This is a genomic window from Actinoplanes sp. NPDC023936, assembly GCF_040639325.1.
Lineage (GTDB): Bacteria > Actinomycetota > Actinomycetes > Mycobacteriales > Micromonosporaceae > Actinoplanes.
Genome location: NZ_JBEZZR010000009.1, coordinates 103,065 through 117,799, shown reverse-complemented (window position 1 = coordinate 117,799; position 14,735 = coordinate 103,065). Strand labels below are relative to the sequence as shown.

Genomic DNA, 14,735 nt, shown 5'->3' with positions numbered 1-14,735 from the left:
CCGCCGCTTCGTGGCCCGCCGCCACGTGGACTACGGCCGTGTCCGCAGCGCGATGTGTCCGGCTTCCTGACGCCGCCCGCTTTTCATTTTCGGGCACGCGACCGCCGGGCCCACTCCTGACACAGATGTCACGAGCCTCCAGGGCCGTGAGCGGCAACGCGCGCCCACGAAACCCGGAGGGAAGCCGAGATGGCGCCCAGCAACACCCCCGCAACGCCGGCCGCCCGGCCTCGCAAGGCCCGCGGCGAGGGTCAGTGGGCGCTCGGCCACCGCGAGCCCCTGAACCCCAACGAGCGGAGCAAGAAGGACGACAACCCGCTCAACGTCCGCGCGCGCATCGAGAACATCTACGCGCACGGCGGGTTCTCCTCGATCGACCCGGCCGACCTGCGCGGCCGGTTCCGCTGGTGGGGCCTCTACACCCAGCGCAAGGCCGGAATCGACGGCGGCCGCACCGCGGTGCTGGAGCCGGAGGAGCTCGAGGACGAGTACTTCATGCTCCGCGTCCGGATCGACGGCGGCGCGCTGAACCTGGCGCAGCTGCGCACCATCGCGCAGATCTCCACCGAGTTCGGCCGGGACAGCGCCGACATCACCGACCGGCAGAACATCCAGCTGCACTGGATCCGGGTCGAGGACGTGCCGGAGATCTGGCGCCGGCTCGAAGCCGTCGGCCTGCAGACCACCGAGGCGTGCGGCGACTGCCCGCGTGTCGTGATGGGCAGCCCGGTCGCCGGTGTCTCGGCCGACGAGGTGATCGACGCGACCCCGGCGATCGACGAGATCGTGAAGCGGTACGTCGGCGACCCGCGGTACTCGAACCTGCCCCGCAAGTTCAAGTCCCAGATCTCCTGGCTGGCCGACGGGCCGTACCAGGCGAACGACATCTCGCTCGTCGGGGTGATCCACCCCGAGCACGGCCCCGGCTTCGACCTCTGGGTCGGCGGCGGCCTCTCCACCAACCCGCGCCTGGCCGAGCGGCTCGGCGTCTGGGTGCCGCTGAACGAGATCCCGGACGTCTGGGAGGGTGTCGTCGGGATCTTCCGGGACTACGGGTACCGCCGGCTGCGGCACCGCGCCCGCCTCAAGTTCCTGCTCGCCGACTGGGGCGTGGAGAAGTTCCGCGAGGTCCTGGAGAAGGAGTACCTCGGCCGGACGCTTCTCGACGGCCCCTCGCCGGACCTGCCGGAGAAGCCGATCGACCACATCGGCGTGCACAAGCAGAACGACGGCAAGAACTACATCGGCGCGGCCCCGGTGGTCGGCCGTTCCTCGGGCACCCAGCTGAGCCGGCTGGCGGACCTCGTCGAGGCGCACGGCTCGGATCGGGTGCGGCTCACCGCGTACCAGAAGCTCCTGGTCCTTGATGTCTCCGACGAGAACGTGGAGTCCCTGATCACCGCGATGCGCGGCATCGGGCTGGAAGCCCGGCCGTCCGCGTGGCGGCGCGGCACCATGGCCTGCACCGGCATCGAGTACTGCAAGCTCGCGATCGTCGAGACCAAGGCCCGCGGCGAGGAGCTGGTGGCCCGTCTCGAGGACCGGCTCAAGGACTTCGACGCCGACATCTCGGTGCACATCAACGGCTGCCCGAACGCCTGCGCGCGCACCCAGGTGGCCGACATCGGCCTCAAGGGTCAGCTCGTCATGAACTCGCACGGCGAGCAGGTCGAGGGCTTCCAGATCCACCTCGGCGGCGCGCTCGGCATGGCCAAGGGCGAGACCGCCGGCTTCGGGCGCAAGGTGCGGGGCCTGAAGGCCACCGCCGAAGAGCTTCCCGAGTACGTGGAACGCGTCGCCCGGCACTACCTGGACGGCCGCACCGACGGCGAGACGTTCGCGACCTGGGTATTGCGGGCCGACGAGGAGCTCCTGAAATGAGCGACGCCAGATCCGCCGTCCTGTACTGCCCCTACTGCGGTGAGGAGGACCTCCGTCCCGGCGAGGCCTCCCACGGCGCCTGGGAGTGCCACTCCTGCGCGCGAGTTTTCTCGGTCAAGTTCATCGGGTTGCTGTCCAAGGGAGTAAACAGATGAGCCTGCTCAACGCTTCTGGTCTCGGTCTGGTCAGTCTGGGCGCCGGCCCCGTCGCCGGCTCTGTCGCCGGCCCGGTCGCCGGCTCTGTCGTCGAGGCGGGTCGGCGCGGCCCCGAGGAACTCAAGGCGCTCGCTCTGGACGCCGCGCAGGCTCTTGAAGGGCGGCCCGCCGAGGAGATCGCGAAGTGGGCGACCGACACGTTCGGCTCGCGGTTCTGCGTCACCAGCTCGATGGCCGACGCCGTCGTGGCGCACCTCTTCTCCCGCGTCTCGCCCGGCGTGGACGTGGTCTTCCTCGACACCGGCCTGCACTTCCCGGAGACCCTCAAGGTCCGGGACACGGTGATCCGCACGATGAACGTCAACGTCCGCTCGATCCGTCCCCGCCTGACCGTCGGCCAGCAGGACGGCGAGTACGGCCCCCGCCTCTTCGCCCGCAGCCCCGACGAGTGCTGCTTCCTGCGCAAGGTGGAGCCGCTCGAGCGCGCCCTCGCCGACTACGACTCCTGGGCCACCGGCCTGCGCCGCGACGAGTCGCCGACCCGCGCCAACACGCCGGTCGTCGCGTTCGACGCCAAGAAGGGCAAGGTCAAGGTCAATCCGATCGCGGCCTGGACCCAGGCGGATGTGGACCGGTACGTCAGCCGCTGGAACGTGCCGGTCAACGAGCTGTTCAAGAAGGGCTACGGCTCGATCGGCTGCTGGCCGTGCACCCGGCGTACCAAGGCCGGCGAGGACCCGCGGGCCGGTCGCTGGGCGATGTTCGAGAAGACCGAATGCGGCCTGCACGTCTGATCCGCCCGTTTCTGGGATCCGGGCCGGCCGGGCTGACCGGGCCGGTTCGCGGCCCCGGGCCGGCGGCCGCTGCCGGGCCGGACCCGGCGGGGCCGGTGGTCGGGTCTTCCGCGTCCGGACGGCCGGCGCGGCCGGCCGTGGTCCTGGTGGCGCACGGCAGCCGTGACCCTCGGGCCGCGGTCGCCACCGAGGCGCTGGCCCGGGCGGTTCGGCGGGCCCACCCGGAGTGGCTGGTGGAGGCGTCCTACCTGGACCACGCGGGACCCCGGCCGCTCGACGTGCTGGCGTCGGCCCCGGCGGCCCGGGCGGTCCTGGTGCCGTTGCTGCTGACGTCGGCGTACCACGGTCGCGTCGATCTGCCGGCCGTGGTGCGCGCGGCCGCGTCGCTGCCGATCACGGTGACCGCCACCGACGTTCTGGGCCCGGCGTCGCCGCTGCTGCTGTCCGCCCTGAGCCGGCGCCTGCTGGCCTCAGCGCCCCGCTCCGGCACCGGCTCGCATTCCGGCACTTCCGGCGGCGTGGCGCTGCCGCGGGGCGGGGTGTTTCCCGGGGGCCGTCTCGACGGCGTGGCGCTGCCGCCGGCCGGGTCGTGCCCCGGAGGTCTCGACGGCGTGGTGCTCGCGTCCGCCGGCACCCGTGACGAGGCGGCGCGGGCGACCGTGGCGGACGCGGCCGCGGCCCTGGGACGGCGTCTCGGGCTGCCCGCCGAGGTGGCCTACGCCTCAGGCGCCGGCCCTGCGCCCGGTGAGGCGGTCGCGGCGTTGCGTGCCGCCGGCGCGCGAAGGGTCGGGATGTCGGCGTATTTCCTTGCGCCTGGTTTGCTCTACGACCTCGCGGCACGCACAGCCCGGGAGGCCGGGGCGGTAGCGGTCGCCGAGCCACTCACCGCGGCAACGGAGCTGGTGCGTCTCGTGGCAGCCCGGGTGGAGTCGGCCTTGGGCCACCCGCTCCCGATGGCTGCCTGACGCTGCCCGCGCCCCGCGCCCGGCACCCGCACCCGCGCCCGGCACCCGCACCCGCGCCCGGCACCCGCACCCGCGCCCGGCACCCGGGCCCGGCGCCCGCACCGACGCCGGCACGCGCCAGCGCCGGCCACCTGACTGCCGATCTTGGCGACTTGACGCCCACCTGGTGATGTGTCGGTCGACAACACTTCGCCTAGATCGAGGCTGGCGCGCCACTGACGCGAGCGGGGCGTAGCAGCGGGGCGTAGCAGCGGGGGCGGGCGGCGGAGATCGACAGCGCGGGCGGCGGAGATCGATGGAGCGGCCCCGGCGGCTCCCGGGGAGGCTCGTGCCCGGGACGGATCGGGAAACGGCTCTGCGGGCCGCTCAGGGCCCCCGCGAGCCAGTCCGGACAGGATCAAGCCGGCCGCGTGCGCCGGTAAACGGATTAGTTCACTCTGGGTTACCGGTAGTCCGCGCAAGGTAACAGCGAAAGAGTGATCGGGTCACTCCAATGCGGAGTGTGCCGACTCCGCGACGCAAAGCGCCGCGATCCGAATTTCGAGATCATTTCGGGGGTACGGGGAAACGTACCGTGATCGCAATTGCGCACTGTGGAATGAGGCTCTGAGTGAGCGGCCCGAAACAGCAAGACGCCCCGGTGCCGTCCGGCCCGGGGCGTAAATGCTGTGTGGGGGATTGAATCAGGCGGTAGGAGCGCCGACCCGAAGGCCGCCCCGGCGCTTCACAGCGCGCCGTTCGTCTTCGCTCATCCCGCCCCAGACGCCGGCGTCCTGACCGGACTCGAGCGCCCACGAGAGGCACGACTCGGTCACCGGGCACCGCCGGCACACGGCCTTGGCCTGCTCGACCTGCAGGAGCGCCGGGCCGGACGTCCCGATCGGGAAGAACAGCTCAGGGTCCTCGTCGCGGCAGATCGCATCGTGACGCCAGTCCATGGCGGCAAACTCCTTGTTTCGGATGGGGTAATGAAAACAGTGCTGTTTACCTATATGCATGCGCAGTGGTGGCGACGGGTTGTACCCGTGTGATCACCAGTGCGTCAGCAAGCTTTTGGTGTTTGGTAGCTGTTCCGCGCTTCTGGATTAGGAACGCGCACAAGCAGCAACCGGTTACTTCTTATCGCTTGTGAATGCTTTCACGAACTCTCGCGATGTCAAGGGTAGCGCTGGAAGTTTCTCCCGGCGGGTGAGCTGGCTCACGCACCCTTATGTCCGGTTCCGCCGTTGCCGCGCGGGCCGGTTGACGAACGCTCCCATCAATGTAGTACGGTCCTGCCCACTTCGCCGACCTTTTGACCGTGTTTCTGTAACGGATCGTGAGCAACTTCAGGTCTCACGTACCCCACTGTCAGCAGATCACACGCAGCGCCGAGGGGACGGACACGAAGTGCACCTTCTGTCGTTCCCCTAAGTAGTCGCCGTCCAGCTGGAATGCCTGGGGTCGGGACGCCACCACGGTGAACTCGGCGATGTCATGCAGCCGTAATACTTGTTTACCTCGAAGATCACCGGATCGCCACGCGAGTTGTGTCACGGTTCGCGCTGTCCCCGGAATATTCAGGCGGCGCAGTGCCAGCACGTCGAGCCCGAGATCGAACGAGGCGCCGGGGTTGAGATCGACGGCTTTCTCGCCGACGTACGTCCAGGGCGCGGTGTTCTGCACGATCACGGTGCTCAGCCCGGTCGCGCTCTCCTCGCCGGGCCGTTCCAGCGCGAGCGGCGGGTTCTTGCGGTCCATGCCGGTGAGGAACTGGCCGGCCATTGAGCGGACGTACAACCCCGGTGTGGACGTCCGGCCACGGAGGCGGGCCTGCTCGACGCCGCGAACCGTCGCGGCGTCCCACCCGAGACCGGCCGTGAAGGTGAAGTAGCGATCGTCCGCTCGACCGAGATTGATCACCCGATGCCGGCCGTCGCGGATGCCGGCGATTATCACGCCGGTGCCGTCCACCCAGTCCCGTGGCATCCCGAGCGCGCGGGCGAAGACGTTCGTGGAGCCGCCGGGGACCACCGCGAGGGCCGGCAGCCGGAGCGCGAGCGGGCCGGGTAGTTCGGTGAGCGCGGTTGATGCGGTGAGCAGGCCGTTGACCGCCTCGTTCACCGTGCCGTCGCCGCCGAGCGTGACCACCAGGTCGACCCCGCTCTCGGCGGCCGCCCGGGCCAGCCGGGTGGCGTGGCCGCGCCGTTCGGTGTACCGCACGGTCAGGTCCACCGCGCTGCGCAACGCCCGCACCAGCACGTCACGGCTGCGTTCACTGGTCGTCGTCGCCCGGGGGTTGACCACCAGCAACGCTCGCATGGGCGGCACTGTACCCGGCGGAACGGCTCCGGGCTGTCGGTATGGTGCTCCAGTGACCGGTGAGAAGCCTGTGATGGACCGTGCGGGGACCCTCGACTGGGGGGTGCGGCTGCTGTACCTGGAGGCGGCGGGACTCGCTGTGCTCACCGCGTACCTGGTGATCCTCGATCTGACCAGCGGTGAGATCGAGGTGGCGGTAGCCGCCTCGCTCACCGTGATGGCCGCCCTGGCCGCGGTCGTGGTCTTCCTGGTGGCCCGGGCGCTCGGGCGCCGGGCGGTGCGTGCCCGCGGACCGGCCGTCGTCGTCCAGCTCTTCCTGCTGGCGACCGGTGGCTTCCTGGTGCAGATCGGGATGACCTGGCAGGGCGTGGGGATGCTCCTGCTGGCCGCGGTGACCGCGGCGCTGATCCTGGTTCCACCGAGTAGTCGAGCGTTGGGCGTCGATTAGCGGGTCTCCAGCGGCGGATCAGGGCCTAACCTGGACAGGTGACCGGCTCAATGGTGCGCCCGCCCGCATACCAACAACTCGCGGACGATTTGCGAGCAGATATCACCTCAGGACGTCTGCAACCCGGTGAGCGATTGCCACCGGAACCCGAGTTGTGCGTCAAGATCGGTGTGAGCCGGAGCACTGTCCGGGAGGCTCTGCGCCTGCTCGCCAGCCAGCATCTGATCGTCACGACCCGCGGGGTCACCGGCGGCAGCTTCGTGGCGCATCCCGACGCCGAGCAGCTGGCCGACGGGCTCTCCACCGGGTTCGCGCTGCTCACCCACTCGGCAAGCGTCGGCCTCGCCGACATGCTGGAGCTGCGGCGCGCGCTCGAGGTGCCGATCGCCGGCCTGGCCGCGGTCCGCCGCACCGACGCGCACCTCGCCGAGCTGCGCGGGGCGCTCTTCGACCCGGCGATCGACGACTTCGACACGATGATGGCGGCGCATGCCGCGTTCCATCGGGCGATGGCGAAAGCGACGTGCAATCCGCTGTTCGAGCTGGTGGGAAGCCCGCTCTACCAGGCTTCGTACGGCGAGGAGGTGATCGGTGGGCTGCCCGAGGGTTACTGGATGCGCATCGACGCCGACCACCGGCGCCTGCTGGAGAGCCTTGTCACGTCCGACGCGGAGGCGGCCACCCGGATGGCGGCGGAGCACCTCGACTACATAGCCGACGCGGTCCGCTGACCCGGGTCAGAACTCGGTGCGCCTGGTCAGCAGGCGAATCGTCGCGTACCGCCCGTTCGCCTCGGCCTCGGCCGACGTGGTGAGAGCGGTCAGCACCTTCCACGCGAACGACGACTCGGAGGGCAGCCGCGCGCCGCGCACCGTGGCGACGGTGACCTCGACGGTCAGGGCGTCGTCGGTGACCGCGAACCGGCACTCCAGCTCGGCGTCGCGGGTGGCGATCGCGAGCAGCATGGCGCACGCCTCGTCGACAGCGATGCGCAGGTCCTCGATCTCGTCGAGAGCGAAGTGCAGGCGCGCCGCGAGACCCGCGGTAGCCGTCCGGAGGACCCCGAGGTATCCGCCGTCGGCGGGAACGGTCAGTAGTACGACGTCGTCACCGACGTCCGGCTCTGTCTGCATCAGCTGAGTCACCCCGGGCCCCTCCTCCTGATGGAGGAGACTCTAGCCGCTCACTCTGGGTAAGGGCAGGCCCGGCGGCCGAACGATCGGCTGCCGGGCCCGGAGCGGCCCCTCAGGCCTGCTTGGTCTCCCAGAAGATCTTGGAGATCTCCTCGATCTTCCCGAGCAGCTGCTCGGCGACCGCGGGGTCGACCGAGCCCTTGGCGCCGGAGGCGCCGGCCAGCTTGGTGGCCTCGTTGAAGAGCTGGTGCAGGTTCGGGTACTTCTCGAAGTGCGGCGCCTTGAAGTAGTCGGTCCAGAGCACCCACAGGTGGTGCTTGACCAGCTCGGCGCGCTGCTCCTTGATCAGGATGGCCCGGGTGCGGAACTCCGGGTCGGTGTTCGCCTGGTACTTCTCGGCGATGGCCTTGATCGACTCGGCCTCGATCCGGGCCTGGGCCGGGTCGTAGACCCCGCAGGGCAGGTCACAGTGCGCGCTGACCACGGTGCGCGGTGTGAGGAAACGCGGAAGTCGCATCAGGACTCCTCCATAGAGTTTGCGATGATCCGTGGTTGACACTACCCCTTACGCCGGTAGGCGAACGCGACGGAGGCTTCCTGCCTTGGGATGGCAATTACCACTGTTCGCCGCGCTGGTGCGGGGCCCGTCGATGGTGCCCACGCTGCGTGCCGGCGACGCTCTGGTGGTGCGGCGCGGCGGCCGGGTCCGAGCCGGCGACGTGGTGGTGGCGACCTTCCGGTCCCGCCCGGACCTGCTGGTCGTCAAGCGCGCGATCCGCGAGCAGGACGGCGGCTGGTGGCTGGAGGGCGACAACGGGTTAGTCATCGACGACTCGCGGGCGTATGGCGTCGCGGACGTTCTCGGGCGTGTGACATTTCGGTACTGGCCCAGGCCAGGGCCGATAAAGTAGTGTTTCGTAATCCCCAGCGCACACCCGCGCTGCGGACGCTTTCTCGGGTGATCCCCGCATCGCACCTTCCCCTGGCGCATACTCGCGACCAGCAGTGGTCAGGTGCCACGTATCAACGCCGATGCCGTGTGGAGTTCACCGTGTCTTTTTTCAGTTTCGAGCTCGATCCTGCCCTTGCCGCCGATCCGGTCTTCGACCTGCACCGCCAGGGCAAGATGACGATGACCGCGACAGTCCCGCTGGCCAGCCGGGACGATCTGTCCCTCGCCTACACGCCGGGTGTCGCCCGTGTCTGTGAGGCGATCGCCGAGGACGAGTCGCTCTACGCCGACTACACCTGGACCGCGAACACTGTCGCCGTGGTCACCGACGGTTCCGCCGTCCTGGGCCTCGGCAACATCGGCCCCAAGGCCGCGATGCCTGTCATGGAGGGCAAGTCCGTCCTGTTCAAGCAGTTCGGCGGGGTCGACTCGATCCCGATCTGCCTCGACACCCAGGACGTCGAGGGCATCATCGCCGCGGTCAAGGCGATGGCGCCGTCGTTCGGCGGGATCAACCTGGAGGACATCAGCGCGCCGCGCTGCTTCGAGATCGAGGAGCGGCTCGACGCCGAGCTCGACATCCCGGTCTTCCACGACGACCAGCACGGCACCGCGGTCGTCACGCTCGCCGCGCTGCGCAATGCCGCGAAGCTGCTCGGGCGTCACTTCGCCGACCTGCGCGTGGTCGTCAGCGGCGCGGGCGCGGCCGGTGTCGCGATCACCAACACGCTGATCGCCGCCGGAGTCCAGGGCGCCAACATGATCGTCTGCGACTCGCGCGGCATCATCCACGCCGACCGCCCCAGCCTGGGCCCGTTCAAGGAGCGGATCGCCGCGACCACGAACATCTCCGGGCGTACCGGCGGGATCACCGAGGCGCTGATCGGCGCCGACGTGCTGATCGGCGTCTCCGGCGGCGCGATCGAGGAGTCGGCGCTGGCCGGCATGGCGCCCGGCGCGATCATCTTCGCGCTGGCCAACCCCACGCCGGAGGTTCCGCCGGCGCTCGCGCACCAGTACGCGGCGATCGTCGCGACCGGCCGCAGCGACTTCCCGAACCAGATCAACAACGTGCTGGCGTTCCCCGGCATCTTCCGGGGCACGCTGGACGTCCGGGCCACCACGATCACCGAGCGGATGAAGGTCGCTGCCGCTGACGCGATCGCCGCGATCGTCGCCGACGAGCTGCGTCCCGAGGCGATCGTGCCGTCCCCGCTGGACCCGCGGGTCGGTCCGGCCGTCGCCGCGGCGGTCGCGGCGGCGGCGATCGAGGACGGCGTGGCGCGCCGGGTCGCCGTTCCGGCGCCGGCTCCGGTCGTGGCCGAGGTCCGGCAGACCGCTTGACGGGTACGAGCAAGGACGCCGCCCCCGGCTCCGGGGGCGGCGTCGTCGCCTTATCTGACGTTAAGGTCACCAGATGCGCGCTGCCTACGCCTCCGCCCTGCACCCGGACCAGCCCCTGCGCGGCCTGACCGTCGGTGACCTGCCCGCCGCGCCCGCACCCGACGGCTGGGTGACGGTCGAGGTCCGGGCCTCCTCGCTCAACCACCACGACCTCTGGTCGCTGCGCGGCGTCGGCCTGCCGCCCGACCGGCTCCCGATGATCCTCGGCTGTGACGCGGCCGGCGTCGACCCGGACGGCAACGAGGTGATCGTCTTCCCGGTGGTCGAGGACCGGGCCGACCCACGCGGTTACTCGCTCTTCTCCGAGCGTCACCCCGGCACGATCGCCGAACGGCTCGCGGCGCCCCGGGAGAACCTGATCCCGAAGCCGGCCGGGGTGTCCTTCGCGGACGCGGCCTGCCTGCCGACGGCCTGGCTCACCGCGTACCACATGCTGGTGACCCGCGGCCGGCTCGCCGAGGCCGAGTCGGTGCTGGTGCAGGGAGCCGGCGGCGGTGTCGCGACAGCGGCTGTCGCGCTCGGTGTCGCGCTGGGCAAGCGGGTCTACGCGACGAGCCGGGAGCAGTGGAAGCGGGAGCGGATCGCCGAGCTGGGCGCGATCGCGGTGGAGCCCGGGGCCCGCCTGCCGGAACGCGTCGGCGTGGTGATCGAGTCGGTCGGCGCCCCGACGTTCGACCACTCGATGAAGTGTGCGGCGCCGGGCGCCAGGATCGTCGTGTGCGGCGCGACCGCCGGGCACCGGGCCGAGATCGACCTGCGCCGGGTGTTCGCCATGCAGCTGGAGATCCTGGGCAGCAGCATGGGTACGCCCGACGAGCTCGCCGCCCTCCTGCGGCTGATCGAGGAGGGGACGGTCCGCCCGGTGATCGACGCGACGTTCGGGTTCGGCGAGGTCGAGCGGGCGTTCGAGCGGCTGGCGTCCGGTGCGGTCTTCGGCAAGGTCGTTATTGATCATCTCGCCTGATCAGGTGGCCGGTTTCGCCATTCTTGACCGGTTTGGCTAGGGTCGGCGCATGTCTGACAACAGCGTCGACCCCAGCGGCAACACCGAGGCGTTCCGGGCGTTCACCCGGACCGGGCCGGACTCCGAGTCGCCCTCCAAGCTCCCGTTCGTGATCGGCGGCGTGGTGGCCGCCGTCGTGCTGATCGCGCTAGTCGCCTGGCTGTCCCTCTGAGCGAACGGCGCGGAGGGCCTCCGAGGCGATCTCCAGCTCCTCCTCGGTCGGCACCACGCACACGGTGATCGGTGAGCCGTCCGGGGAGATGATCAGCTCGTTGCGTGCGTTGCGGTCCGGGTCCACCGAGATGCCGAGCGCTTCCAAGCCGGCCAGCGCGTGTTCCCGGACCTGCGGCGCATGCTCGCCCACACCGGCGGTGAACGTGATCGCGTCCACCCGGCCGAGCACGGCCAGGTACGCGCCGACGTACTCCCGGATCCGGCGGCAGTAGAGGTCCAGCGCCAGCGTGGCGTCCGGGTCCCCGGCGTCGCGGCGTTCCAGGACCGTGCGCATGTCGTTGTCCCCGGAGACACCGAGCAGCCCGGACCGGCGGGTCAGCGCGTCCTCGATCTCGTCCACCGACAGGCCGGCCACCCGGTGCAGGTGGAAGATCAGACTCGGGTCGACGTCCCCCGAACGGGTGCCCATCACGAGGCCCGGCAGCGGCGTCATCCCCATCGACGTCGCCACGCTCCGGCCGCCGCGCACCGCCGTCGCGCTCGCCCCGTTGCCCAGGTGCAACGTGATCACGTTGGCCTCGCCGACCGGCTTGCCGATCACCCGGGCCGTCTCCCGGGACACGTAGGCGTGCGAGGTGCCGTGGAACCCGTACCGTCGCAGTCCCCACTGTTTCGCGAGCGCGGAGTCGATCGCCCAGAGCGCGCCCTCGGGCGGGATCGTCGAGTGGAACGCGGTGTCGAAGACGGCCACCTGCGGCACGTCCGGCAGCAGCTTGCGCGCCACCCGCAGCCCGGTCAGCGCCCCCGGGTTGTGCAGCGGGGCGAGCGGGATCAGGTCCTCGATCGCGGCGAGCACCTCGTCGGTCACCACGGTGGACGCGGTGAACCGCTCGCCGCCGTGCACCACCCGGTGGCCGACCGCTGTCAGCCCGCCGAGGTCCAGGCGGTCCATCAGGTTCCGCAGCGCCTCGTCGTGGTCCGCCGCGTCGCCGTCGGCCTCACCGATCCGCTGGATCAGCCCCTTGGTGAGCACCTCGTCGCCCTCGTAGAGGCGGTAGCGGACCGACGACGAGCCGCAGTTGAGCACGAGTACCCGGGTCATTTCGCTCCCGCCTGGATCGCCGTGATGGCGACCGTGTTCACGATGTCCTTGACCGTCGCGCCGCGGGACAGGTCGTTGACCGGTGCGCGCAGGCCCTGCATGACCGGGCCGACCGCCACCGCGTTCGCCGACCGCTGCACGGCCTTGTACGTGTTGTTGCCCGTGTTGAGATCGGGGAACACGAAGACCGTCGCCTTGCCCGCGACCGCGCTGCCGGGCAGCTTCGCGGCGGCGACGGCCGGGTCGATCGCCGCGTCGTACTGGATGGGGCCCTCGACCGGCAGATCGGGCCGCCGCTCGCGGACCAGAGCGGTGGCCGCAGCGACCTTCTCCACGTCCGCGCCGGAGCCCGAGCTGCCGGTGGAGTAGGACAACATCGCGACCCGTGGCTCGATGCCGAACGCGGCAGCGGTCTGGGCCGAGGAGAGCGCGATGTCGGCGAGCTGTGCGGCGTCCGGGTCGGGGTTTACCGCGCAGTCGCCGTAGACCAGCACCCGGTCGGCGAGCAGCATGAAGAACACGCTGGACGCCACCGACAGCCCCGGAACCGTTTTGATGATCTCGAAGGCCGGCCGGATCGTGGCCGCCGTCGTGTGGTTCGCGCCGGACACCATGCCGTCGGCCCGCCCGGCGGCGACCATCAGGGTGCCGAAGTAGTTCACGTCGCGGACCACGTCGTACGCCAGGTCCATCGTGACGCCGCGGTGTTTGCGCAGCTCCGCGTACCGGGCCGCGAAGTCCTCGCGCCAGGCGCTGGCCGCCGGGTCGACCAGCTGCGCCCCGCCGATCTCCACGCCGATCTCCCGGGCCCGCCGGGTGATCTCGGCCGGGTCGCCGAGCAGGGTGAGGTCGGCGACGTCGCGCCGCAGCAGCGTCTCGGCGGCCCGCAGGATCCGTTCCTCGGTGCCCTCCGGCAGCACCAGGTGCCGGCGATCGGCGCGGGCCCGGTCGATCAGGTCGTTCTCGAACATCAGCGGGGTCACCCGGCTGGACCGGGCCACGTCGAGCATGGAGGCCAGCTCGTCGGTGTCCACGTGCTTCTCGAAGACGCCGAGCGCCGCCTCGATCTTGCGCGGGGTGCTCAGCTGGGCCTTGATCCGGCCGGCCGCGGCGATGGTGTGGTAGCTGTCGGCCTTGGAGATCAGGATGGCCAGGCCGGTGTTGAGGCGTTCGATCACCTCGACGGCGTGCCGGTCCGGTGGCTCACCGAGGGTCAGCACCAGGCCGGCCAGGGTGACCGTGCCGGCCGCGTGCGCGGCGCTCGCGGCCACCAGCAGGTCGGCCCGGTCGCCCGGGGTGATGAGCAGCGCGCCCTCGGTCAGGTGCTGCAGGACGGTGGGGACCTGGGCGGCGCCGACCACGTAGTCCAGCACGTCCCGGTCGAGGGCACCGGGCGTACCCGTGAAGACCGTGGCGTCCAGCGCGGCAGCCACCTCGCCCACCGTGGGCGCGGCGATCGCCGGGACCTCCGGCAGCGCCCAGAACGGGACCGGCAGGCCGGTCTCGGCCGCGACCGGGAAGGGCACCCGGTTGGCGATCACGGCGAGAACCGTCGCGCCGAGATCCACCAGGGAGTGGTACGCGCTCCGCGCCGCCGCCGCGAGCGATTCCGGGGTACGCCCCTCGCCGCTGACCACCGGGACCACGACGCTGCCGAACTCGGCCGCCAGCCGGGCGTTGAAGGCCAGTTCCCGGGGCAGCTCGTCGCGGCCCTCCTCGAGCTTGTCGGTGAAGTCGCTGCCGACGATCACCACGGCCGTGCTGCGGCGCTCCACCTCCCGGTAGCGCTCCACGATCCGTCCGATCAGCTCCTCGCGCCGGCCGTCGGCGACCAGCGCGGTCGCCTCGGCCAGGGTGACGCCGAACGACTCCTGGTAGGCCACCGGGCCGGGATAGCGGTCCTGGAGGACGGAGAGAACGGAATCTCGGCCGGCGCCCGCGACGAGCGGCCGGAAGACCGCCACTTTCGCCACGCGCCGGGACAGCAGCTCGACGATGCCGAGCGCCACGGTTCCTTTACCGACGCCGGGGCCCAAACCCGCGACGTAAACGCTGCGTGCCACGAGATTCAACCTACCGGCCGGATCAGTCTCCGGCCGGGCCGAAAGTCCCGTTCCCGATGTGAGATCCAATGAACCATTTTCAACCTGGCGACGGGCCTGAAGCCGCCGGGCCGTTGGCCTGCGCCAGCCGGGCGGGCCCTAGCCACGTTGAAAAAAGTTCACTCTTCATCCTCGTCGTCGCGGGCCAGCCAGGTGGCGAACCGCTCGATCGGAGTCTCGAACTCCGGGTTCATGTCGACGAAGGTACGCAGCTGCTCGCCGATCCACTCCAGGGTCACGGTCTCTTCGCCGCGCCGTTCGACGAGCTCCTCGATGCCACGATCGGTGAAGTACATGAGCGGATAGTAAGCGGGGCCGCGC

16 protein-coding genes are annotated in these 14,735 nt (G+C 70.7%); 9 read left to right on the top strand and 7 right to left on the bottom strand.

Annotated elements, in window-relative coordinates:
* The first annotated feature begins 189 nt into the window (after positions 1-189).
* The 3 genes from AB0F72_RS14995 (at position 190) to AB0F72_RS14985 (ending at position 3,795) form a co-directional block, all read left to right on the top strand.
* The gene (locus tag AB0F72_RS14995) at positions 190-1,881 is read left to right on the top strand and encodes a nitrite/sulfite reductase (RefSeq protein ID WP_360430543.1); all 1,692 of its coding nucleotides are present in this window, start codon (positions 190-192) and stop codon (positions 1,879-1,881) included.
* A 151-nt stretch (positions 1,882-2,032) separates the two neighbouring features.
* The gene (locus AB0F72_RS14990; RefSeq protein WP_360430541.1) at positions 2,033-2,830 is read left to right on the top strand and encodes a phosphoadenylyl-sulfate reductase; all 798 of its coding nucleotides are present in this window, start codon (positions 2,033-2,035) and stop codon (positions 2,828-2,830) included.
* A gap of 137 nt (positions 2,831-2,967) precedes the next feature.
* Positions 2,968-3,795 (top strand): CbiX/SirB N-terminal domain-containing protein, encoded by an 828-nt coding sequence (locus AB0F72_RS14985; protein WP_360430763.1) that lies wholly within the window; start codon positions 2,968-2,970, stop codon positions 3,793-3,795.
* A gap of 683 nt (positions 3,796-4,478) precedes the next feature.
* Here the strand turns inward: AB0F72_RS14985 and AB0F72_RS14980 are convergent.
* Together AB0F72_RS14980 and AB0F72_RS14975 are read right to left on the bottom strand one after the other, a co-directional pair.
* Positions 4,479-4,733 (bottom strand): WhiB family transcriptional regulator, encoded by a 255-nt coding sequence (locus AB0F72_RS14980; protein WP_014447395.1) that lies wholly within the window; start codon positions 4,731-4,733, stop codon positions 4,479-4,481.
* Positions 4,734-5,145: 412 nt separating this feature from the next.
* The gene (locus tag AB0F72_RS14975) at positions 5,146-6,096 is read right to left on the bottom strand and encodes a diacylglycerol kinase family protein (RefSeq protein ID WP_360430539.1); all 951 of its coding nucleotides are present in this window, start codon (positions 6,094-6,096) and stop codon (positions 5,146-5,148) included.
* Between the two features lie 73 nt (positions 6,097-6,169).
* Between AB0F72_RS14975 and AB0F72_RS14970 the strand changes: the two genes are divergently transcribed.
* Positions 6,170-6,544: a hypothetical protein gene (locus tag AB0F72_RS14970; protein ID WP_360430537.1), complete on the top strand. Its 375-nt coding sequence runs from the start codon at positions 6,170-6,172 to the stop codon at positions 6,542-6,544.
* Between the two features lie 50 nt (positions 6,545-6,594).
* A complete protein-coding gene (locus AB0F72_RS14965; RefSeq protein ID WP_360430761.1) occupies positions 6,595-7,275 on the top strand; it encodes a FadR/GntR family transcriptional regulator in 681 nt (226 codons plus the stop codon).
* 6 nt (positions 7,276-7,281) lie between these two features.
* Here the strand turns inward: AB0F72_RS14965 and AB0F72_RS14960 are convergent, their stop codons facing one another.
* The gene (locus AB0F72_RS14960) at positions 7,282-7,677 is read right to left on the bottom strand and encodes an ATP-binding protein (protein WP_083888854.1); all 396 of its coding nucleotides are present in this window, start codon (positions 7,675-7,677) and stop codon (positions 7,282-7,284) included.
* 112 nt (positions 7,678-7,789) lie between these two features.
* A complete protein-coding gene (gene sodN / locus AB0F72_RS14955; protein WP_127543292.1) occupies positions 7,790-8,194 on the bottom strand; it encodes a superoxide dismutase, Ni in 405 nt (134 codons plus the stop codon).
* An 85-nt stretch (positions 8,195-8,279) separates the two neighbouring features.
* On the opposite strand from sodN, the gene AB0F72_RS14950 reads away from it, so the two are divergent.
* The 4 genes from AB0F72_RS14950 (at position 8,280) to AB0F72_RS14935 (ending at position 11,208) form a co-directional block, all read left to right on the top strand.
* A complete protein-coding gene (locus AB0F72_RS14950) occupies positions 8,280-8,588 on the top strand; it encodes a S26 family signal peptidase (protein ID WP_360430535.1) in 309 nt (102 codons plus the stop codon).
* A 215-nt stretch (positions 8,589-8,803) separates the two neighbouring features.
* Positions 8,804-9,973 carry an NADP-dependent malic enzyme gene (locus AB0F72_RS14945; RefSeq protein WP_360430759.1) on the top strand — a complete coding sequence of 390 codons (1,170 nt, stop codon included), beginning with the start codon at positions 8,804-8,806 and terminating at the stop codon, positions 9,971-9,973.
* Between the two features lie 73 nt (positions 9,974-10,046).
* The gene (locus tag AB0F72_RS14940) at positions 10,047-10,997 is read left to right on the top strand and encodes a zinc-binding dehydrogenase (protein WP_360430533.1); all 951 of its coding nucleotides are present in this window, start codon (positions 10,047-10,049) and stop codon (positions 10,995-10,997) included.
* Between the two features lie 49 nt (positions 10,998-11,046).
* Positions 11,047-11,208 carry a hypothetical protein gene (locus AB0F72_RS14935; RefSeq protein ID WP_360430531.1) on the top strand — a complete coding sequence of 54 codons (162 nt, stop codon included), beginning with the start codon at positions 11,047-11,049 and terminating at the stop codon, positions 11,206-11,208.
* On the opposite strand, the gene AB0F72_RS14930 is transcribed toward AB0F72_RS14935, so the two are convergent.
* From AB0F72_RS14930 to AB0F72_RS14920, 3 genes are all read right to left on the bottom strand, one after another.
* Positions 11,185-12,312: an acetate kinase gene (locus tag AB0F72_RS14930; protein WP_360430529.1), complete on the bottom strand. Its 1,128-nt coding sequence runs from the start codon at positions 12,310-12,312 to the stop codon at positions 11,185-11,187. The genes AB0F72_RS14935 and AB0F72_RS14930 overlap by 24 nt on opposite strands.
* A complete protein-coding gene (gene pta / locus AB0F72_RS14925) occupies positions 12,309-14,384 on the bottom strand; it encodes a phosphate acetyltransferase (RefSeq protein WP_360430527.1) in 2,076 nt (691 codons plus the stop codon). Before pta ends, AB0F72_RS14930 begins: the two co-directional genes overlap by 4 nt.
* 149 nt (positions 14,385-14,533) lie before the next feature.
* Positions 14,534-14,710: a DUF6104 family protein gene (locus tag AB0F72_RS14920; RefSeq protein WP_360430525.1), complete on the bottom strand. Its 177-nt coding sequence runs from the start codon at positions 14,708-14,710 to the stop codon at positions 14,534-14,536.
* Positions 14,711-14,735: the final 25 nt, after the last annotated feature.

What these genes read in the sequence shown, in the direction of transcription:
- AB0F72_RS14995 (WP_360430543.1), top strand. Translation starts at nt 190, where the DNA reads ATGGCGCCCAGCAACACCCCCGCAACGCCGGCCGCCCGGCCTCGCAAG.
- AB0F72_RS14990 (WP_360430541.1), top strand. Translation starts at nt 2,033, where the DNA reads ATGAGCCTGCTCAACGCTTCTGGTCTCGGTCTGGTCAGTCTGGGCGCC.
- AB0F72_RS14980 (WP_014447395.1), bottom strand. Translation starts at nt 4,733, where the DNA reads ATGGACTGGCGTCACGATGCGATCTGCCGCGACGAGGACCCTGAGCTG.
- AB0F72_RS14975 (WP_360430539.1), bottom strand. Translation starts at nt 6,096, where the DNA reads ATGCGAGCGTTGCTGGTGGTCAACCCCCGGGCGACGACGACCAGTGAA.
- AB0F72_RS14970 (WP_360430537.1), top strand. Translation starts at nt 6,170, where the DNA reads ATGGACCGTGCGGGGACCCTCGACTGGGGGGTGCGGCTGCTGTACCTG.
- AB0F72_RS14965 (WP_360430761.1), top strand. Translation starts at nt 6,595, where the DNA reads ATGGTGCGCCCGCCCGCATACCAACAACTCGCGGACGATTTGCGAGCA.
- AB0F72_RS14960 (WP_083888854.1), bottom strand. Translation starts at nt 7,677, where the DNA reads ATGCAGACAGAGCCGGACGTCGGTGACGACGTCGTACTACTGACCGTT.
- sodN (WP_127543292.1), bottom strand. Translation starts at nt 8,194, where the DNA reads ATGCGACTTCCGCGTTTCCTCACACCGCGCACCGTGGTCAGCGCGCAC.
- AB0F72_RS14945 (WP_360430759.1), top strand. Translation starts at nt 8,804, where the DNA reads ATGACGATGACCGCGACAGTCCCGCTGGCCAGCCGGGACGATCTGTCC.
- AB0F72_RS14940 (WP_360430533.1), top strand. Translation starts at nt 10,047, where the DNA reads ATGCGCGCTGCCTACGCCTCCGCCCTGCACCCGGACCAGCCCCTGCGC.
- AB0F72_RS14935 (WP_360430531.1), top strand. Translation starts at nt 11,047, where the DNA reads ATGTCTGACAACAGCGTCGACCCCAGCGGCAACACCGAGGCGTTCCGG.
- AB0F72_RS14930 (WP_360430529.1), bottom strand. Translation starts at nt 12,312, where the DNA reads ATGACCCGGGTACTCGTGCTCAACTGCGGCTCGTCGTCGGTCCGCTAC.
- AB0F72_RS14920 (WP_360430525.1), bottom strand. Translation starts at nt 14,710, where the DNA reads ATGTACTTCACCGATCGTGGCATCGAGGAGCTCGTCGAACGGCGCGGC.